This is a genomic window from Halomonas sp. B23F22_3 (assembly GCF_043496965.1).
Taxonomy (GTDB): Bacteria; Pseudomonadota; Gammaproteobacteria; order Pseudomonadales; family Halomonadaceae; genus Halomonas.
In genome coordinates, this window is sequence record NZ_JBIEKG010000006.1 from 317,039 (window position 1) to 335,637 (window position 18,599).

Sequence of the window (18,599 nt, forward strand, 5' to 3'; positions counted from 1 at the left end):
TCCGATGACGCGAGAGTCCAAGCGAACGCGGGGCCGCTGGCCGGCGCGCCTGCTGGGGCTGGCGCTCGCCCTGCTCTCGCTCGGCGGCGCAGCCGACGAGGACGCCCTCGTCGTGCTGAGCTGGGGCGGGGCCTACGAGCGCGCCCAGCAGGCGGCGCTGTTCACACCCTACACCGCCGCCACCGGCCGGCCCGTGGAGGTGCGGCAGTACGACGGGGGAATAGAGGCGCTCAGGCGCGCCGTGGCCGCGGACGAGGTGCCCTGGGACCTGATCGACATGACCCGCAGCGAGGCGATGGCCGCCTGCGACGAGGGGCTGCTCGAGCCGCTCTCGCCGGCGCTGCTGTCGCCGGCCCCGGACGGCACGCCCGCGGAGGCGGACTTCCTGCCGGACGCCTTCGGTCGCTGCGCCATCACCCACAGCATCTTCGCCACCGTCATCGCCTATCGCACCGACGCCTTCCCCGGCCGGCGCCCGACCCGAATCGGCGACCTCTTCGACCAGCGCCGTTTCCCGGGGCCGCGCGCCCTGCAGGACACCCCGGCGGTCAACCTGGAGTGGGCGCTGCTCTCCTATCGGGTGCCCCGCCAGGAGCTCTATCGACTGCTCAGCACGCGCCGCGGCCTGGCGCTGGCCTGGGAGCGCCTGGACACGCTCGACGAGATCCGCTGGTGGCAGGCCGGCGATACCCCGCCACGCCTGCTGGCCGAGGGCGAGGTGGTGATGGCCTCGGGCTATAACGGCCGCTTCTTCGAGGCCATGGTCAACCGTGGCGCGCCGATCGAGATCCTCTGGGACGGCCAGGTCCAGGAGCACGAGACCTGGGCGATCCCGAAAGGCGCGCCCCACCCCGAGGCGGCGCGCGAGTTCCTGCGCTTCGCCACCGACACCGAGCGCCTCGCCGACCTGGCGCGGCACATCCCCTACGGCCCGGCCCGCCGTTCGGCGGCGGTGCGGGTCACCACCCACCCCGAGAGCGGCGTGGACATGCGCCTGCACATCCCGACCCACCCGCTGAACACCGAGCGGGCGGTGACCAAGGACGAGGCCTGGTACGCCCGCACCCAGTCACGCATCCAGGCGCTCTTTCGCGACTGGCGGGCCCGGCGCGAGTCGAAGTAGACGAGCCTAGCGCCTCGCGGCGCGCAGCAGCAGGTTGCGCGGGGTCAGCTCGCGGGCGCAGAAGGTGCCGAGCTCCACCGTAAAGCCCGCCTCCTCCAGGCGCAGGGCACGATCCAGCACCAGCCATACCTCCAGCGGGCGACGGAACAGGTGGCGCACCAGTTCCCGGCGCACCACCTCGGCCCGGCACCGCTCGCCGGCGGCCTCGAAGGCCGCCCAGTCGACGCCGGCCGGCAGGACCAGGCCCTTCTGCTCGGCCGCCCAGCGGCAGAAGGCCTCGAAGCGCGCCGGCAGCTGGCCGTAGGCCAGGCTCGGCACCGGCAGGTAGGCGTCGACGCCGCGCACCTCGCGCTGCAGCAGGTCGAAACCGAGCCGCCAGGCGCCGGCCTGCTCGCGGCGACGGCGAACGTGGCGCGGCGCGGTCACCGTCTCCTGCACCGCCATGGCGAGCTCCTCGCGGGTCAGCGAGAGCCCCAGGGCCGATGCCCGCTCGCGCCCCTGCTGCGACAAGGGTCGGTAGTGCGCCGCGGCGGTGCGCTGATAGCAGCACGGCGCCAGGGTCACGGCGCTGCCCTGCGCGGCGCAGAGTTCGATCAGTCGGGCGTGCAAGTCGCCGCAGGCGTGCAGCGCCGCCACGTGCGTCTCGGGCGAGAGCCAGCGCCCCGCCTCGGGGGCCAGCACGTCCTGCTCGGCCATGCGCACCGCCGCCCCCTGGCGGTCGGCCAGCCGCTGCCCGTCGCGACACAGCGGGGCCTGCCACTCCAGGGCCGTCACCTCGGCCGCGTCGCGACGCGAGAGCGCCCGGGCCAGGTGCCCCTTGCCGGCGCACCACTCCACCAGCCGCTCGTCGGGCGCAGCCGCCACCCGGGGCAGGAAGGCCTCGATCTGCGACCACTTGCGCCCGCCGACATGGGCCGCCCAGGCCGCCGGCAGCGCGCGATCGTCTCCGGCGAGCTCGGGCAACGCGGCGAGCTCCTCGAGCGCCGCCACCGGCAGCCACTCGGCGAGCGGCGAGTCGCGGAAGGGGGCGTCCTGCAGGCGCGCCGCCTCGGCGTCGGAGAGCGCCAGCAGCGTCTTGTCCAGCGCCGAGTACGCCGCGCCCCAGGGCGAGCCGCGATGCTGGAACGGCAGCGGGCGCCACAGCGGCTGCCAGTCGGCCAGCAGCGCGGTCAGCCGCGCGAAGCGCTCGGCATGGGACAGGGAGGGGGGAGGAGACGGGGACATGGACGCTCGACCTCAAAAGTGGGGCGCATTGTAGGGACTTCGCGGGCGACTTGCATGGCCGGGCGCCAGCCGACAGAGTGCGGGGTTGCCGCACCGCCGCGAGCCATGCGCAGCGCCCTCCCCCGACCGCCAGGAGCCCGATCGATGTCCGCCTCTTCCCATCCATCCTCCCACAGCGTGCTGGTCACCGGCGCCTCCAGCGGCATCGGCCAGGCCGCCGCCCTGGCGCTGGCCGAGCGCGGCTGGCGGGTGTTCGCCACCGCGCGTCGCGACGAGGACCTGGCCCGCCTGCGCGAGGCGGGCCTGACGGCGGTCTACCTCGATCTCGACGACAGCGAGTCGATCGCCGCCTGCGTCGAGACGGTGCTGGCGGCCACCGGCGGGCGGCTCGAGGCGCTGTTCAACAACGCCGCCTATGGCCAGCCCGGCGCGGTGGAGGATCTCTCCCGCGAGGTGCTGCGCGCCCAGCTGGAGACCAACCTGCTCGGCACCCACGAGCTCACCTGCCGGGTGCTGCCGGCGATGCGCCGCCAGGGCGGCGGGCGCATCGTGCAGAACAGCTCGGTACTGGGGCTCGCCGCCCTGCCCTACCGCGGCGCCTACGTCTGCTCCAAGTTCGCCCTGGAGGGGCTGACCGACACCCTGCGCCTGGAGCTTCACGGCAGCGGCATCCACGTCAGCCTGATCGAGCCCGGACCGATCACCAGCCGCTTTCGCGAGAGTGCCTACCGCGCCTTCAAGGCGCATATCGACACTGCGGCAAGCGCCCACGCCGAGACCTACCGCGCCGTGGAGGCGCGATTGGCCGGCGACGACGGCGGCGGGCGCTTCACCCTGGGGCCCGAGGCGGTCGTCGAGAAGCTGGTGCATGCCCTCGAGAGCCGGCGCCCGAAGGCACGCTACTACGTGACCGTGCCGACCCACCTGTTCGGCACCCTTAGGCGAGTGCTTAGCACCCGGCTGCTGGACCGCCTGCTGCTGCGCTCCACCCGCGACGAACGCCGGCCCTAGGCGGCACGCCGGCGCCGTCAGATGGTGTTGCGCAGGCCCAGCTCGTAGGGATGCGGGTCAAGGTAGGTCTGTTCGCGGATGTAGTCCGAGCCGTAGCGCTTTACGTAGTGGGTGAGCAGGCGGATCGGTACCACCAGGTGCACGTGGCCCAGGCGGTAGTCCTCGATGGCCGCCAGCAGGTCCTGGCGGGTCTCGCCGTCGACGGCCTGCTTGAGGTAGCCCAGCACGTGCAGCAGGGCATTGGTGTGGCTCTTGCGGGTCGCCGGGCGGCCGAGCGCCGCCATGAAGCGCTGCAGGTAATGGGCCATGGCCTCGGCGAGCGGCAGCTTGCTGGCCCCTGCCAGGTAGCGTCCCAACTCGCGGTAGGTCTCCACGTGATGGGCCATCAGCAGGTACTTCTGCCGGCTATGGAACTGCAGCAGGGCGTGGAAGCTCGGCGCGGCCTCGACCTGGCGCTTCCAGTCGTCGAAGGCGTAGACCCGGGTGATGAAGTTCTCGCGCAGCACGGCATCGTTCATCCGCGCCTCCTCCTCCAGCGGCAGCTCCGGGAAGTGGCGGCGCAGGGCGCGCACGAAGGCGCCCGAATCCGAATGGCTGGGCATGCCGTTGGGATGGTAGACCTTGACCCGCTCGAGCCCGCAGCTCGGCGAGCCCTTCATCAGGATGAAGCCACGCAGGTGGCGGTGGCCATCGACGAACGCCTGGCTGACCTCCTCCAGGCGCTCGGTGACGTCGAGGCTCGGGTCCTGGGTGCCCAGCACCCGGGGCGTCTCGTCGTGCAGGCCGACCAGGCGGATCGGCTCCCGCGGCACGCCGAGCCCGGCCGCGAGCTCGGGACAGAAGGGCTCCAGGGCGAAGCGCTCCTGGAGCACCTCCAGGCAATAGCGCGAGCGCTTGTGCCCGCCGTTGTAGCGCACCTGCTCGCCCGTCAGGCAGGCGCTGATGCCGACCGGGATGCGCTTGCCGCGTGCTGGCCGCTCCGTCATTGCCGCTCTCCTTTTGCCGCTTCTCTTTGCCCGTCTTTACCCGTCTTTACCTGCTCGTCTGGGCCGACCCGCTCTGGGCTGCCCGGCGCTTGCCGGGCTCATCCTGCGTCCCTGCCCCACCGTGCCCGGGTATGCCCTGGCACGTCGGCGGGAAGCGCCATTGTGGCATAGCAACGCCGCGCTGCCAGTCCCGGCGCCGGGTCGATCAGCGCTCCAGGCCCAGGCGCCGGTGCCACTCGGCGAGACTCTCCTCGGGATAGCCGGCGAAGCAGCGGTCGCCATCGCGGGCCTCGACCTCCACCCAGCCGGCCTTGCTGTCGAGCAGCAAATGGACGCGCTCGGGCGGGATCGGCAGCTCGCTGTCGATGGCCGAAGCGAAGGGATGGACCAGTTCGGGCCAGTCCGGGTCGAAGACCCACAGCGCGCTGCCGCAACGGCCGCAGAAGTGCCGCTCGCCCGAGCTCTCCTCGCCGTCGATCACGGCATGGTAGACCCGACGGTGTTCGGCGCCCTCGACCTCGAGGGTCTCGGCCAGCGCCCCCAGGTTGATGGCATAGCCACCACCGCCGGCCGTCTTGCGACAGATCGAGCAGTAGCAGCGCTGATAGGGATAGGAGTGAGGGGACTCGACGCGAAAGCGCACCGCGCCGCAGTGGCAGGAACCGTCTAGTCGCATGGCATCCATCCTCCAGGTCGCTGGTCGTTGTTTCCCCCCCGGGGAGTCGGGGCGGCGTTGTCGCAACAGGGCGGTCGGGGCACGCGGGCGGCCAGGCCCGGGACTCCGCCTCGCGGGTCGGGGCGGCTGGTGGCGCTGCGCGCTTGTTGGTATCGTCGCCGCGGCATTCCCCCATCAGGAGTCATCATGTCACAGAAGATCTACTGCACCGCGAGCTTCAAGCCCAAGCCCGGCCGGGAGGACGCGGTCTTCCGGGCGCTCCAGGCGCTGGAGCCGAATGCCCATCGCGAGGACGCCTGCCTGCACTACACCGTCACCCGCCATATCGACAATCCCTTCGCCCAGGGCGCGAGCTACCCCATCGTCTTCCATGAGATCTGGGCCAACCGCGAGGCCTTCGAGGCGCACTGCCAGCGCCGGGAGATCCAGGCATTCTTCGCGACGCACCTCGAGGACCCGGACGGCGATATCGAAGACGCCAACGTCTGTGTCTATACCGACGAGCCCGTCGAGTTCGACGCGCCCAGGCTCTGACCGGCCCGGCACGGTCAGTGATCGGCCAGGGGGCCGAGCAGTGCCGGCGGTCGAGCGCCGCCGGCGAGCCGCCTGAGCCCCGCCCACAGGCTCACCTGATTGGCGGTCATCACCTCGCGACCGGCCTCCCGGACCAGCGCCTCGCGCCGGCCAAGGGTGTCGATGGCGGTATCGGGGATCAGCAGCGGCCGCGTGGTATCGGGATGGCGGTCGACGAATCGGCGCACCTCCTCGAGGATGTCGGCGCGGTGCGAATCCGCGGCATAGGGGCAGTCCAGGGCCTTGTCGTGGACCACGCCGACCCCGCCCTCGCGCAGGAAGCTCACCAGCCGCAGGGTGACGTCGTCCGGGTAGGGGCTCAGCAGGTCGACACGATCGTGACCCAGGGCGTCGAGGGCCTCGAGAAATGCCAGCGCCGTGCTGGTCACCGGCACCCCCAGCCGCGCCTCGAGCGCGGTGCGCTGATCATGGGCCCAGCCGAGCCCGCCGATGAAGCTGGCGCTGGTGCAGGCCCACACCACGGAGCGCGCGCCGGCCTCCTCGACCAACCGCTCGCCCGGTGGGGCCAGCCGCTCCACGGCGCCCAGGGCGAGCAGCGCCGCCGGCGCGTGGTGGCCGTCGCTCGGCACCCGGCCCAGCACGAGCCGCGGCAGCTCCCGGGCTCGCTCCGCCAGGGTGATCCACTCGTAGTCATCCGGCCCATCGTCGGGCAGCAGGATGCCTAGGCAGTCGGCATGCGTCATGTCGGGCACTCCGAAAAGGGTGGTGCGGATGGGCGTTCGCCCTACAGGCTAGCGCAGGTGACCCGCCCGCTGACAATGGCCGCCTGCCGAAAAGTGTGTCTCCGCGTCGGCCGCCCCGTGCTGGCCAGACTCACAGCCGCTCGCGCGTCACCTCCATGACCCGGCCATCCACCCTCTGCAGGCATGTCTCCTCGATCTCGCTGCACAGTGACGCCACGGCCCGCGATGTGGGGCCCACCGCCACGAAGGTCCATTCACTGGCATCGTGGCGATCGTGATGCCCGCTCTCGCAGACGGCGATCGCCGGATGTCGACCGAGACGTTCGTGAAGGCCACCCATGCGCTGTCGCTTCTCCTTGAGGGAGCGACAGCCCGGGAGGGAGATCGTCAGGGTCAGGATCGTGATATGCATGCCCTCTCCTTGCCCGTTCCACATTCACGAGGAGAAAGAGCCATTCGCCAGGGGGTGTTTTCCTCGGTGACCCATATCGATCGGCCCCCGACGACGGACATAGATCAACCATCGTCTCCGGAGAAGCTCCTCGGCAACGGCGGCGGCGTCAGGGGCTCCCCGTCGTAGTCGGGAATGCGGCCGAAGCGCTCGCTGCCGGCCTCCCAGTCGCGCTGGGCCTCGGCGATCTCGGTCTTGCTGTGGCCGACGAAGTTCCACCAGATGAGGATCTCCTCGTCCAGGGGCTCGCCGCCAACCAGGATGGCTCTGCCGCCGACGGGCAGGCTCAGGGTGATACGGTCGCGCCCACAACCCAGATAGGCCAATTCATTGGGGGGAAAGGTATCGCCCTCGACGTCCAGCGCGCCTTCCAGGGGCAACACGCCGTACTCGAAGTCCTTGCGCAGCGACAGCTCGACGGTGCTCGCTTCCCTGCTGACGAGATCCAGGCCCACCAGGGGCGAGAACGCCAGGGTCGGGGCCCTATAGCCGGAGAACTCCCCCGTCAGCAGAGTGAAGTCGACCCCTTGCGTTTCCCAACGCGGTAAATCGGGATAGTGGTCGAAGCGTGGATCCGTGCGCCGATCGGCTTCGGGCAGGGCGATCCACAGCTGGGCGGCATGCAGGTGCGTATCACCGGCCACGGACTCCTCGGTATGGCTGATGCCGCGGCCGGCGGTCATCAGATTGACCTGGCCGGGACGGATCACCTGCTGGTTGCCCAGACTGTCGCGATGCAGCACCTCGCCCTCGATCATCCAGGTGAAGGTTTGCAGCCCGATGTGCGGGTGTGGGCCGACCCGCAGGCCGCGGGAGCTGCCCTTGAAGACGGCCGGCCCGGCGTGGTCGAGGAAGCACCAGGCGCCCACCAGCCGGCGGTGTCGCGAAGGTAACACCCGGTTGACCGGAATCCCGCCGACATCGGCGGTACGCGGCGCCACGTGTTGGATCTGGCGTTTGCCGTCGACGACGGGGCAGTCGCGGGAAGAGACCAGATCGCGATCTTCGACGAATGTGCTCATGGGGGAATCCTTCCGTGAGGTACGAACAAGGCTCGACCCCGGGGAAGGCCATGAGCCTCCCTGGAGCCGAGCCTATCGCGCTTAGCCCTGTGTCTGCTGGCTGTAGCTCTGGATCAGGTTGGCGTACGCAGGCAGGTGGCCTGCCAGCAGGCCGCCGAAGCCTTCGATGTCGTTGCGCCAGTCGCGGTGCAGCTCGCAACCGGCGCCGAACCAGGTCAACAGCTGGGCACCGGCCTGGGACATGCGATCCCAGGCGGCGTCGCGCGTGGTCTGGTTGAAGGTACCGGAAGCATCCGTGACCACGAAGACCTCATAGCCCTCCTCCAGGGCGGAGAGCGCCGGGAAGGCCACGCAGACCTCGGTGACCACGCCGGCAATCAGCAGCTGCTTCTTGCCGGTGGCCTTGACCGCGGCGACGAACTCCTCGTTGTCCCAGGCGTTGATCTGCCCCGGACGCGCGAGGTAGGGCGCCTGGGGGAACATCTCCTTGAGTTCCGGCACCATGGGCCCGTTGGGACCGTCCTCGAAACTGGTGGTAAGGATGGTGGGGATGTCGAAGAACTTGGCGATGTCCGCCAGCGCCAGGACATTGTTCTTGAAGTCGTCCGGGCTGAAGTCGCGGACCAGGGACAGCAGGCCAGCCTGATGGTCGACCATCAGCAGGGCCACGTCGTCCTTGTCGAGGCGGTTATAGGTAAAGGACATGTTTGCGCTCCTATTGCATCAGGGGGAAAACCGGCGGCCGAGCCGGCGGAGAAGAACCGCTAGCGTAGAGCTCCCGCTAGCCGTTCAGGGCGCCGTACTTCCCGTCTTGGAAGTCGGCGAAGGCTTGGTGGATCTCCTCCGCGCTGTTCATCACGAAGGGCCCGTGGCCGACGACCGGCTCATCGATGGGCTCGCCACTGAGCAGCAGCAGCCTGGCGTCGTTGTTGGCCTCCAGCGAGAGCGTCTCGCCACGACGCTCGAAGCTCACCACGGCCTCGTCGCGCACGACGGTCTCGCCGTTGACCTGGACGGTGCCCTCCAGCACCACCAGCAGGGTGGTATGTCCCACCGGGACCGATAGGCTGGCATGCCGCCCGGCGACCATGCGCACGTCCCAGAGGTTGATCGGGGTAAAGGTGCTCGCGGGCCCCTCATGACCAAGATAGCTCCCGGCCACCACGCGCACATGGCCGGCCTCGTCTTCGAGCGCCACGCTGGGAATGTCGGCGTCGAGCAGCGTCTGGTAGGCTGCCGGAGCGTCCTTGTCCCGGGCCGGCAGGTTGACCCACAGCTGCACCATCTCGAGGCGACCGCCCTGCTCGGTGAAGGCTCGGGAGTGAAACTCCTCATGGACGATGCCGGCACCGGCGGTCATCCACTGCACGTCTCCCTCGCCGATCCGACCACCGCTGCCGGTGGAGTCGCGATGCTCGAGCTCTCCTGCGTAGACCAGGGTCACCGTCTCGAAGCCGCGGTGGGGATGCTGCCCCACGCCCCGCGGCCGCTTGGCAGGCTTGAAGGTGAAGGGGCCGGCGTGATCCAGCATCAGGAAAGGGCTGAGATGCTCGGCGCCCATGCGCTCGTAGGTGAACAGGGAACGTACGGGAAAGCCGTCACCGACCCAATGACCATGCGGTGCACCGTATACCGTCCGAATCTTCTTCATGATCGGGCTCCTGTTGGCAGAAAGGGCACCTGTGGCCCTGATGCAGGAAGCCTAGAAAAGGAACACTGCCGGCGGTAGGTGGTAGGATTCATACGGACCGTTCCATTCACAGGACGACCGATGCGTGACCTCAACGATCTCTACTACTTCGTCCAAGTAGTTAACCACGGCGGCTTCGCTGCGGCGGGCCGCGCCCTGGGCATCCCCAAGTCGAAACTGAGCCGACGCATCAGCCAGCTTGAGAAGCAGCTGGCGACCCGGCTGCTCAACCGCTCGACGCGTCATGTCTCGGTCACCGAGCTCGGCCAGGCCTACTACCGCCACTGCGTGGCCATGCTGGTGGAGGCAGAGGCTGCCGAAGAGCTTATCGAGCACAATCGCGCTGAACCGCGAGGTCTGGTGAAACTCAGCTGTTCACCCAGTGTACTGCACTACCTGATCACGCCCTTGCTGGTTCGCTTCATGGAACGCTGCCCCGAAGTGGAAGTCCAGATCGATGCCACCAGCCGTCGCGTCGACGTGGTGAGAGAAGGTTTCGACATGGCGATCCGTGTGCGCTTCCCGCCCCTGGAAGACAGCGAGTTGGCCATGAAGGTGCTGTCGAGCAGTCCCCAGCGCCTGATGGCCGCGCCCGGCCTGTTCGAGCATCGCTCCCTCCCCCGGGGACCGGCCGATCTCATCGAGCTGCCGAGCCTGGATTTCGAACAGCATGACAAGCAGCATGTCTGGGATCTGGCAGGTCCGGATGGCATGACGACCCAGATCCATCACCGGCCTCGTCTGGTAACGGACAGCGCAGAGACCCTGCATGAGGCCGCCCTTCGGGGATTGGGCGTCGTCAAGCTGGCCCTGCTGGTAGGCGGTCAGGATCTTCAGGCGGGTCGTCTGATCGATGTGCTACCGGGGTGGCAGCCGCGAGGCGGTATCCTGCATGTCGTCTTCCCCTCGAGGCGCGGCCTGTTGCCCTCGGTCAGGGCGCTACTGGACTTCCTCGGCGAAGAAATCGAGGAGGTCGATGTCAAAACGCTGACCGCCCGCGTCGGGTAAGATCATGGCCGACACTCGACCCCATCCCTGAGGAGGCAAGGACAGGCCATGCATACGCCCTCACTCGCCGTACTTCGCACGCCGCTGGTCGCCGTCTACGGCACCTTGAAGCGCGGCCTGCGCAACCACCACTGGCTGGAAGACGCCGCTTTCCTGGGTGAGGACTGCCTCACCGGCGCCACGCTCTACGACCTGGGGCCCTATCCCGCCGCCAAGCTCGAGGCGTCACGAGGCATCGCGGTGGAGGTGTTTCGGATCGATGCCCGGCTGCTGGCCGGCCTCGACCGTCTGGAGGACTACCGGGTGCGCACCCCGCGCAAGGGCGACTACGATCGCCTCATCCATACGACCACCTTCGGCCCCGCCTGGCTCTATCTCTACAACCGTCCGGTCGCGGGCTATCCGGTGATCCGCGAAGGCCACTGGCGCCCGCGTTGAGGCCAGGTGGCCGCCCCGCCAGGCCCGCGCCTGTGCTATAAACGCGCTCACGAAGGCGGCGTCTTCCCGGCATCAGCCCTTCGCGACATCCGCTATTTGCGACACCAGCTTTTTTGCGACACCACCAAGGAGACGGTCATGGTTCGCTTCATGTTCTCCCTCGCCGCGCTGGCCGGCCTGGCCTACGGCGGAATCTACTTCTACTACGACGTCAGCCTGAAGCGCGCCGTCGGCGATCATCTCGACCGCCTCGGCCTGACCGCGGTGGAGGTGAAAGGGATCGACTTCGCCCCCACGGCGCCGCTGGTCACCGATACCCACGTCACCGCCGAGGTCGCCTACCGCAGCGCCGAGGCGAGCCTCGACATCCGCGTGATCGGCCATCCGGTGTTCTCCGAGGAGTATCGTCTCGAACTCGACAGCCTGCAGGCCTTCCGGCTCAGCATCGGCGCGGGTGACTGAGGACACCCCTCCCCCACGGGGCACCTGCGCGAACGGGCGTGGTATGCTGTCGGATTCATCAACCGGCATTCCTGCCGACCGTCGAGGAGAGCAACATGGCTCAGGCAAGCGCACGTCATATCCTGGTGGACAGCGAAGCGAAGTGTAACGAACTCAAGGCCGAGATCGAGGGCGGTCGCGACTTCGCCGAGGTCGCTCGCGAGCACTCCAACTGCCCGTCCGGCCGCCAGGGCGGCGAGCTCGGCACCTTCGGCCCGGGCCAGATGGTGCCGGAGTTCGACAAGGTGGTGTTCGAGGGCGAAGTGGGCAAGGTCCACGGCCCGGTGAAGACCCAGTTCGGCTACCACCTGCTGGAAATCACCGACCGCAGCTGAGCCACGGGTCTGCTGTCAGGAGCCGCGCATGGAGCCCATGCGCGGCTTTTTCTTGTACAGTACCTGTATGAAATGAAGGATGATGGCAGGTCACCGAGGCAGGAGGAGCCCTTCGATGAACGACGACACCTTCCAACACAGCATCCGTAAGCTGCTGAAGAACGTGGGCGTGAACACCCAGCAGGAGATCGAGCAGGCCGTACGGGAGGCGCTGGCCGACGGGCGCCTGACCGGCAACGAGCGCCTGCCGGCCCGGGTGACGGTCGAGGTGGACGGCCTCGAGCTGGATCTGGAATTCAAGGGAGACATCACCCTTGAGTGACACGCCGATGATCCGCGTCGAGGGGCTGTCGAAGACCTTTTCCGACGGCTTCCAGGCGCTGGTTGATGTCGACCTCACGATCCGGCGCGGCGAGATCTTCGCCCTGCTCGGCCCCAACGGCGCAGGCAAGACGACCCTGATCAGCGTGATCTGCGGTCTGGTCAACGCGAGCCAGGGTCGGGTGCTGGTGGATGGCCACGACAACGTCCGTGACTACCGCGCCGCCCGCTCGCTGATCGGCCTAGTGCCCCAGGAGCTGACCAACGAGGCCTTCACCACGGTGTGGGACACGGTCAGCTTCAGCCGCGGACTCTTCGGCAAGCCGAAGGATCCGGCGCACATCGAGCAGGTGCTGCGCTCGCTGACCCTGTGGGAGAAGCGCCACAGCCGGCTGCTGGAGCTCTCCGGCGGCATGAAGCGTCGCGTGCTGATCGCCAAGGCGCTCTCCCATGCGCCCCAGGTGCTGTTCCTCGACGAGCCGACTGCCGGCGTGGACGTGGAACTGCGCCGCGAGATGTGGGAGGTGGTGCGCGGCCTGCGCGACCGGGGAGTGACGATCATCCTCACCACCCACTACATCGAGGAGGCCGAGGAGATGGCGGACCGCATCGGGGTGATCCGCCGCGGGGAGATCGTGCTGGTGGAACACACCCACGCGCTGATGCACAAGCTCGGCAGCAAGGAGCTGACCCTGCACCTGCAGGAGCCGCTCGAGTCGGTGCCGGAGTCGCTGGCCGGCCACGGCCTGGTCCTCGACGACGAGGGCCAGGCGCTGGTCTACAGCTACGACACGGCCCGCCAGGAAGAGGGCTCGACCATCTCCGGCCTGCTGGCCGACCTCGAGGCGGTGGGGCTGCGCGTCAAGGACCTGAACACCCGCCAGAGTTCGCTGGAAGACATCTTCGTCAGCCTGGTCCAGGAGCGTCGATCGACATGAAGCGCGTGAACCTGCAATCCGTGAAGACCCTCTACCTCGCCGAGATGGCGCGCAGCCTGCGCACCATGCTGCAGAGCATCGTCTCGCCGGTCATCTCCACCTCGCTCTACTTCGTGGTGTTCGGCGCGGCCATCGGCACCCGGATCAGCGAGGTGGATGGCATCAGCTACGGCGCCTTCATCGTGCCGGGCCTGATCATGCTGATGCTGCTGACCCAGAGCGTCTCCAACGCCTCCTTCGGCATCTTCTTCCCGCGCTTCTCGGGCTCGATCTACGAGATCCTCTCGGCGCCGATGTCCTACGTCGAGGTGGTGGTCGGCTACGTCGGCGCGGCGGCGACCAAGTCGCTGATCCTCGGCCTGATCGTGCTGGTCACGGCGCGGCTCTTCGTGCCCTACTCCATCGATCATCCGCTGATGATGGCGCTGTTCCTGGTGCTCACCGCGGTGACCTTCAGCCTGCTCGGCTTCATCATCGGCATCTGGGCCGACGGCTTCGAGAAGCTGCAGCTGGTGCCGCTGCTGGTGATCACCCCGCTGACCTTCCTCGGCGGCACCTTCTACTCCATCGACATGCTGCCGCCCTTCTGGCAGGCGGTGACCCTGGCCAACCCGGTGGTCTACCTGGTCAGCGGCTTTCGCTGGAGCTTCTACGGCATCAGCGACGTGAGCCCGCTGGTCAGCCTGGGGATGATCCTGCTGTTCCTCTCCGTGGCGCTCGCCATGGTGGGCTGGATCTTCAGGAGCGGCTACCGCCTCAAGCCCTGATCACGCCTGGATCATGCCCGGATCAGGGTGCCGGCCAGGCCCTCGAGGATCCGGCCGGCGTCCTCCAGCGCGCCGATGCCGGCGACCCCGCCACGGGCGGTGACGAACTCGCACGCGGCCGCCACCTTGGGGCCCATGGTGGCCGCCTCGAAGGCGAGAGCGCCGAGCGCCTCGGGAGTCACGCGATGCAGCGGGGTCGGCGCGGGCCCGCCCCAGCCCTGGTACACCGCCGCCACGTCGGTCAGCAACAGCAGGGCATCGGCGTCCAGCCGGGTCGCCAGCAGGCCGGAGGCGTGGTCCTTGTCGATCACCGCCTCGACGCCCTCCAGGCGACCACCGGCGCTTCGCACCGTGGGAATGCCACCGCCCCCGGCGCAGATCACCACCACCCCCGCGTCCACCAGCCGGCCGATGACGTCGATGGGCAGGATGCGCCGCGGCAGGGGCGAGGCGACGACCCGCCGCCAGCGCCCGGGCGACGACTCGACGAAGGCCCACCCCTTGTCGGCCTTCCAGCGATGCATGTCAGCGAGGCCATAGTCGGGGCCGATGGGCTTGGTCGGAAGGAGGAAGGCGGGATCGTCGGCATCCACCTCGACCCGCGTCAGCAGGGTCGCGCAGCTGGCGCCGGCCGGCATCTCGTTCATCAGTTCCGCCTCGATCAGGTAGCCGATCATGCCCTCGGTCTGGGCATCCAGCACGTCCAGCGGATAGGCCTCCGCCGGCAGGTAGGCCTGGGCCTGGAGGGCGAGCAGGCCCACCTGGGGGCCGTTGCCATGGGTCACCACCAGCTGGTGCCGGCCGGCCAGCTCGGCCAGGCCCCGCGCGGCTCGCCGCACGTTGTGGCGCTGGTTGTCGATGGTCATGGGCTCGCCTGGCCGCAACAGGGCGCTGCCGCCCAGGGCTACCACGATACGCATGCGGATCCGCCTCCGGCGTCGATGTCGGGGCTCGCGGCGAGCCCTCGGGAGCCGGCGCGAGGCGACGCCCACCCCAGGCCTTTGGCATATCCCTCAGCATAGCCCGCGCGGGTCACTGCCGGCGGCACAGACTCGCCGATCGGCTATCGAGCGGCGCCCCCGGCGGGTATCATCCCCACCCTCGCCCTTCACCGCGGAGCTCCCATGCCGATCCTGCACAGCATCATCCATCGCATCGACACGGCCTCCGGCGAGGCGCCGACCCTGACGCCCGCCGCCGAGGAGCTCGCCCCCTCGGCGGCGCTGGACGACCTGCTGGCCGGCGTCAACGACGCCTTCAATGCCAAGCCCAAGGCCTGGGGCCACTTCGTCGACGCCACGCCCGAGGGCGAGGCGAGCTCACCGTTTTCCACCGAGCTTGCCGACTGCCTCGACGGCGGCCGCGATTTCGCCACCTTCAGCCGCGACGTGGCAGCGCGCCTCGCCGAGCTGATCGGTGACCACCTGACGCTCTCCGGCGACCTGCTGATGGTCGATCAGCGCGTCGGCGACGCCCGCTATCTGAGCCTGGCGCTGCTGCATCACCGCAGCGGGTTCGGCGTCGACGACGACCTCGCCGTGGTGCCGGTGCGCCAGCTCAACCTGACCCAGATGAGCCTCGCCGCGCGCCTGGACATCAACCAGTGGCGCGGCGACTCGCCCTCGAAACAGTACCTCTCCTGGACCAAGGACCGCGGCGGGAAGAAGCTCGCCGAGGGCTTCGCCGCCCTGCTCGGCGCCGCGGAGGGCGTGGACGCCACGGGCGAGACCCGCACCCTGCTCAAGGCCTTCAGCGACTACGTGGAGCAGGAGGACCTGCCCGAGGAGGCCAGCCGCGAGAAGACCGATGCGCTGATCGACTACGCCAGCGACCAGGCGAGCCGGGGCGAGCCGATCACCCTGGAGGAGCTCTCCGAGGTGCTCGACGAGCAGCAGCCGAAGGCCTTCTATGAGCATATCCGCAATGCCGACTACGGCCTCTCTCCAGAGATCCCGCCGGACAAGCGCACCCTCAACCAGTTTCGGCGCTTCGCCGGACGCTCGGGGGGCGTATCGATCAGCTTCGATTCCCACCTGCTGGGCTCCAGCGTGGAGTACGACGAGGATCAGGACCGGCTGATCATCAAGCAGGTGCCCAAGCAGCTGCGCGAACAGCTCAAGCGCCAGGACTGACGGCGCGAGGCGACGTCTCTCTCGAGGCACCGGCGTCGGCGAAGGGCGCCAAGCGAGCTATGCTGAGCCACGTCATTCACGTCGACCTGCACGTCGAGAGGGCTTCGCCATGCGCCGCATCCTGATTCTCCAGGGCCACCCCGACACCGCCGCCCCGCACCTGCTGCACGCCCTGGCCGACCACTACCGCCGGGGCGCCGAACAGGCCGGCCACGAGGTGCGCACCCTGACCATCGCCGAGCACGCCTTCCCCCTGCTGCAGAGCCAGCGGGACTGGACCGAGGCGCCGATGCCCGCCGCGCTCGAGCCGGCACGGGACGCCATCGCCTGGTGCGAACACCTGGTGCTCTTCTTTCCGCTATGGCTCGGCGACATGCCGGCGCTGGTGAAGGGCTTTCTCGAGCAGGTGATGCGCCCGCATTTCGCCTTCGAGTACGTCGACGGCAACCCCCTGGGGCGCAAGGGGCTCACGGGCCGTTCGGCGCGGGTGGTGGTGACCATGGGCATGCCGGCGGCGATCTACCGCCACGTCTATCGCGCCCACAGCGTCAAGTCACTGGAGCGCAACATCCTCGGTTTCGTCGGCTTCGCGCCGGTGCGCGAGACGCTGATCGGCTCGGTGGAGAACCTCGACGAGGCCGACTGCCAGGCGTGGTTCAAGCGCCTGGAGACGCTGGGCGGCAAGGCACACTAAGCCAGCGACTTAGTCAAAGGCTCATACTTTCCCTGTAAGCGATCGCTGACACGGCGTATCAGCGTATGGCGACACGTACCCGAGGTGGGTGGCGATCCTGCGGTTTCGCCGCCATGCTTCACTCGTGGCATGACCCGGCGACCAGACGCCACGACATGCCGACCCAACGCTTCCCTGCCCACCAGGCCGGCGCCCCTTGTCCCGACAGCGCGCACCGGCCCTCGAGGAGGTCGTCCATGGTCACCATCGCCGCGACCGCCGAAGACCTCGACTGGCGGGGTGAATTCCAGGATCCCGACCGCGAGGCGCTGTTCCGCCGCACCATGCGCGCCCACGACGCCTGCCAGCTGCGTCACGCCCTGACGGTGGCGGCCGGCCTCTTCCTCGCCTTCGGCCTGACCGACTACAGCCTGCTGGGCCCGAGCGACGACTTCCGGCTGCTGCTCGGCATGCGGATCAGCGTGGCCCTGATGCTCCTGCTGCTGGCTCTCGCGGTCAGATATCGGCCCGCACTGGCCCAGGCGCCGCTGCCGGTCAACCTGGCCTGCCTGCTGGCGATCAGCGGGCTGCTGCTGACCATTCCCCTGCGCCCGGATGGCATCTTGATCAGCCTCGCCTCGCTGGTGGCGGCCAGCATGTCGCTGTATCTCTTCATCCCCAACCGAGTGCCCTGGATGCTGGCGGGCAACGTCTACCTGATCGGCGGCCTGCTCGTCGTCATGAGGCTGTGGTCACCACTGCCCGTCGGGGTGCTGACGAACAGCCTGCTGCTGCTGGGCTTCGTCAACCTGCTGTGCTGGATGACCGTGACCCGGCTGCACCGCCTGCAGCGCGCGCAGTTCGCCAGCCTGGCCGACGCGCGCTCGGTCAATCATGGACTGGCGGCGGAGCTCGAGGAGCGCAGCACCCTGGAGCAGCGCCTGCGTCACATGGCACGCACCGACGAGCTGACGGGGATCACCAACCGGCGGCATTTCTTCGAGCTGGCCGAGCAGGCGCGCTGCGAGGCGCACCGCGATGGCACGCCCCTGTCGCTGTGCATGGTGGACATCGACCACTTCAAGGCCATCAACGACAGGCACGGCCATGCCGTCGGCGACATGGCCCTGAGGGTGGTCGCCGCGCGCTGCCAGTCGGTGCTGCGCGACAGCGACCTCATGGGCCGTTACGGCGGCGAGGAGTTCGTCATCGCCCTGCCCCAGGCCAGCCCAAGCACCGCCGGCGGGATCGCCGAACGCATCCGCGAGGCGGTCTCCCGCCAGCCCCTGGAGATCAACGGCGTGATCCTGACGCTCTCGGTCACGCTGGGCATCGGCCGCGTCGAGCCGGGCGACGCCAGCCTGGACCCCGGCCTGTTGCGTGCCGACCGCGCCCTCTATGCGGGCAAGGCGCGCGGGCGCAACTGCGTGGTCATGACGCCACGGCATCTCGCAACCGAGCGCTCGAGCGGACCTGTGCCCGCCGCTTCACCCGACGATAGGCCGGCCCCTATGCCAGATAGGGCCGCAGCCACTGCCGCAGCTGTGGCCCCTGCAGCAGCCCCGGCTGGCGGGCGACTTCCCCGCCATCCTTGAAGACGATCAGCGTGGGAATGCTGCGGATGCCGAAGCGCGCCGCCAGCGCCTGCTCCTCCTCGGTGTTCAGCTTGGCGAAGCGCAGCCGCGGCTCGAGTTCACGGGCGGCCTCGGCGAAGATCGGCGCCATGGTCTTGCAGGGACCGCACCAGCTGGCCCAGAAGTCCACCACCACCGGCAGCTCACTGCGCTCGACCAGGGCGGAGAAGTTCGCGGCGCTCAGCGCCACGGGCTCGCCGGTGAACAGCGCCCGGCGGCACTTGCCGCACGTCGGGCCGTCGTCGAGACGCGATCGCGCGACGCGATTGATGGCGTGGCAATGGGGGCAGCCCAGCTTCAGGGATTCGGTCATGACGCACTCCGTGTCGAGGGGATTTCCTGCCCGATTTTCCTGCACGCCCACGACGCCTCGCAAGCGGCGTGACACCCGC

23 protein-coding genes are annotated in these 18,599 nt (G+C 69.0%); 13 read left to right on the forward strand and 10 right to left on the reverse strand.

What is annotated here, in order from left to right; translation table 11 throughout:
- Window positions 1-4: 4 nt before the first annotated feature.
- The gene (locus ACGTNG_RS15830) at window positions 5-1,123 is read left to right on the forward strand and encodes an extracellular solute-binding protein (RefSeq protein ID WP_394797483.1); all 1,119 of its coding nucleotides are present in this window, start codon (window positions 5-7) and stop codon (window positions 1,121-1,123) included.
- A gap of 6 nt (window positions 1,124-1,129) precedes the next feature.
- Here ACGTNG_RS15830 and ACGTNG_RS15835 read toward each other — a convergent pair whose 3' ends face one another.
- Window positions 1,130-2,347, reverse strand: coding sequence for a methyltransferase (locus tag ACGTNG_RS15835; RefSeq protein ID WP_394797484.1), 1,218 nt, complete (start codon window positions 2,345-2,347; stop codon window positions 1,130-1,132).
- Window positions 2,348-2,491: 144 nt separating this feature from the next.
- On the opposite strand from ACGTNG_RS15835, the gene ACGTNG_RS15840 reads away from it, so the two are divergent.
- Entirely contained in the window at window positions 2,492-3,358 is an 867-nt protein-coding gene (locus tag ACGTNG_RS15840; protein WP_394797485.1) for an SDR family oxidoreductase, read from the forward strand.
- A gap of 17 nt (window positions 3,359-3,375) precedes the next feature.
- Here the strand turns inward: ACGTNG_RS15840 and ACGTNG_RS15845 are convergent, their stop codons facing one another.
- The gene (locus ACGTNG_RS15845) at window positions 3,376-4,344 is read right to left on the reverse strand and encodes a YbgA family protein (protein WP_394797486.1); all 969 of its coding nucleotides are present in this window, start codon (window positions 4,342-4,344) and stop codon (window positions 3,376-3,378) included.
- 205 nt (window positions 4,345-4,549) lie between these two features.
- Window positions 4,550-5,020, reverse strand: a complete 471-nt coding sequence (locus ACGTNG_RS15850; protein ID WP_394797487.1) for a GFA family protein — start codon at window positions 5,018-5,020, stop codon at window positions 4,550-4,552.
- A gap of 186 nt (window positions 5,021-5,206) precedes the next feature.
- Here ACGTNG_RS15850 and ACGTNG_RS15855 point away from each other — a divergent pair, with 186 nt between their 5' ends.
- Window positions 5,207-5,554, forward strand: coding sequence for a putative quinol monooxygenase (locus ACGTNG_RS15855; RefSeq protein ID WP_394797488.1), 348 nt, complete (start codon window positions 5,207-5,209; stop codon window positions 5,552-5,554).
- A 14-nt stretch (window positions 5,555-5,568) separates the two neighbouring features.
- On the opposite strand, the gene ACGTNG_RS15860 is transcribed toward ACGTNG_RS15855, so the two are convergent.
- The 5 genes from ACGTNG_RS15860 to ACGTNG_RS15880 all read right to left on the reverse strand — a co-directional run bounded on the left by ACGTNG_RS15860 (window position 5,569) and on the right by ACGTNG_RS15880 (window position 9,421).
- A complete protein-coding gene (locus tag ACGTNG_RS15860) occupies window positions 5,569-6,297 on the reverse strand; it encodes an aspartate racemase/maleate isomerase family protein (RefSeq protein ID WP_394797489.1) in 729 nt (242 codons plus the stop codon).
- Window positions 6,298-6,427: 130 nt separating this feature from the next.
- Window positions 6,428-6,709 carry a DUF503 domain-containing protein gene (locus ACGTNG_RS15865; RefSeq protein WP_394797490.1) on the reverse strand — a complete coding sequence of 94 codons (282 nt, stop codon included), beginning with the start codon at window positions 6,707-6,709 and terminating at the stop codon, window positions 6,428-6,430.
- A 104-nt stretch (window positions 6,710-6,813) separates the two neighbouring features.
- A complete protein-coding gene (locus tag ACGTNG_RS15870; protein WP_394797491.1) occupies window positions 6,814-7,770 on the reverse strand; it encodes a pirin family protein in 957 nt (318 codons plus the stop codon).
- 81 nt (window positions 7,771-7,851) lie between these two features.
- Window positions 7,852-8,475, reverse strand: a complete 624-nt coding sequence (gene ycaC, locus ACGTNG_RS15875; protein WP_394797492.1) for an isochorismate family cysteine hydrolase YcaC — start codon at window positions 8,473-8,475, stop codon at window positions 7,852-7,854.
- A 76-nt stretch (window positions 8,476-8,551) separates the two neighbouring features.
- The gene (locus tag ACGTNG_RS15880) at window positions 8,552-9,421 is read right to left on the reverse strand and encodes a pirin family protein (RefSeq protein ID WP_394797493.1); all 870 of its coding nucleotides are present in this window, start codon (window positions 9,419-9,421) and stop codon (window positions 8,552-8,554) included.
- A 120-nt stretch (window positions 9,422-9,541) separates the two neighbouring features.
- On the opposite strand from ACGTNG_RS15880, the gene ACGTNG_RS15885 reads away from it, so the two are divergent.
- From ACGTNG_RS15885 to ACGTNG_RS15915, 7 genes are all read left to right on the forward strand, one after another.
- Complete coding sequence (locus tag ACGTNG_RS15885; RefSeq protein WP_394797494.1) at window positions 9,542-10,468, forward strand: LysR substrate-binding domain-containing protein; 927 nt, start codon at window positions 9,542-9,544, stop codon at window positions 10,466-10,468.
- Between the two features lie 48 nt (window positions 10,469-10,516).
- A complete protein-coding gene (locus ACGTNG_RS15890) occupies window positions 10,517-10,906 on the forward strand; it encodes a gamma-glutamylcyclotransferase family protein (RefSeq protein ID WP_394797495.1) in 390 nt (129 codons plus the stop codon).
- A gap of 138 nt (window positions 10,907-11,044) precedes the next feature.
- Window positions 11,045-11,368, forward strand: coding sequence for a hypothetical protein (locus ACGTNG_RS15895; protein WP_394797496.1), 324 nt, complete (start codon window positions 11,045-11,047; stop codon window positions 11,366-11,368).
- A gap of 95 nt (window positions 11,369-11,463) precedes the next feature.
- Window positions 11,464-11,742 (forward strand): peptidylprolyl isomerase, encoded by a 279-nt coding sequence (locus tag ACGTNG_RS15900; protein ID WP_394797497.1) that lies wholly within the window; start codon window positions 11,464-11,466, stop codon window positions 11,740-11,742.
- 115 nt (window positions 11,743-11,857) lie between these two features.
- Window positions 11,858-12,064, forward strand: coding sequence for a DUF6494 family protein (locus tag ACGTNG_RS15905; RefSeq protein WP_394797498.1), 207 nt, complete (start codon window positions 11,858-11,860; stop codon window positions 12,062-12,064).
- A 7-nt stretch (window positions 12,065-12,071) separates the two neighbouring features.
- Window positions 12,072-13,001, forward strand: a complete 930-nt coding sequence (locus tag ACGTNG_RS15910; protein WP_394797530.1) for an ABC transporter ATP-binding protein — start codon at window positions 12,072-12,074, stop codon at window positions 12,999-13,001.
- Window positions 12,998-13,768, forward strand: a complete 771-nt coding sequence (locus ACGTNG_RS15915; RefSeq protein ID WP_394797499.1) for an ABC transporter permease — start codon at window positions 12,998-13,000, stop codon at window positions 13,766-13,768. The genes ACGTNG_RS15910 and ACGTNG_RS15915 overlap by 4 nt, the downstream gene beginning before the upstream one ends.
- 11 nt (window positions 13,769-13,779) lie before the next feature.
- Here ACGTNG_RS15915 and ACGTNG_RS15920 read toward each other — a convergent pair whose 3' ends face one another.
- The gene (locus ACGTNG_RS15920; protein WP_394797500.1) at window positions 13,780-14,688 is read right to left on the reverse strand and encodes a carbamate kinase; all 909 of its coding nucleotides are present in this window, start codon (window positions 14,686-14,688) and stop codon (window positions 13,780-13,782) included.
- Between the two features lie 204 nt (window positions 14,689-14,892).
- Between ACGTNG_RS15920 and yejK the strand changes: the two genes are divergently transcribed.
- From yejK to ACGTNG_RS15935, 3 genes are all read left to right on the forward strand, one after another.
- Window positions 14,893-15,900 carry a nucleoid-associated protein YejK gene (yejK, locus tag ACGTNG_RS15925; RefSeq protein WP_394797501.1) on the forward strand — a complete coding sequence of 336 codons (1,008 nt, stop codon included), beginning with the start codon at window positions 14,893-14,895 and terminating at the stop codon, window positions 15,898-15,900.
- A 109-nt stretch (window positions 15,901-16,009) separates the two neighbouring features.
- Window positions 16,010-16,594, forward strand: coding sequence for an NAD(P)H-dependent oxidoreductase (locus ACGTNG_RS15930; RefSeq protein WP_394797502.1), 585 nt, complete (start codon window positions 16,010-16,012; stop codon window positions 16,592-16,594).
- A 236-nt stretch (window positions 16,595-16,830) separates the two neighbouring features.
- Window positions 16,831-18,168 (forward strand): GGDEF domain-containing protein, encoded by a 1,338-nt coding sequence (locus ACGTNG_RS15935; protein WP_394797503.1) that lies wholly within the window; start codon window positions 16,831-16,833, stop codon window positions 18,166-18,168.
- On the opposite strand, the gene trxC is transcribed toward ACGTNG_RS15935, so the two are convergent.
- On the reverse strand, window positions 18,083-18,520 hold the full coding sequence (gene trxC, locus ACGTNG_RS15940) for a thioredoxin TrxC (protein ID WP_394797504.1): 438 nt from the start codon (window positions 18,518-18,520) through the stop codon (window positions 18,083-18,085). The genes ACGTNG_RS15935 and trxC overlap by 86 nt on opposite strands.
- Between the last annotated feature and the right edge of the window lie 79 nt (window positions 18,521-18,599).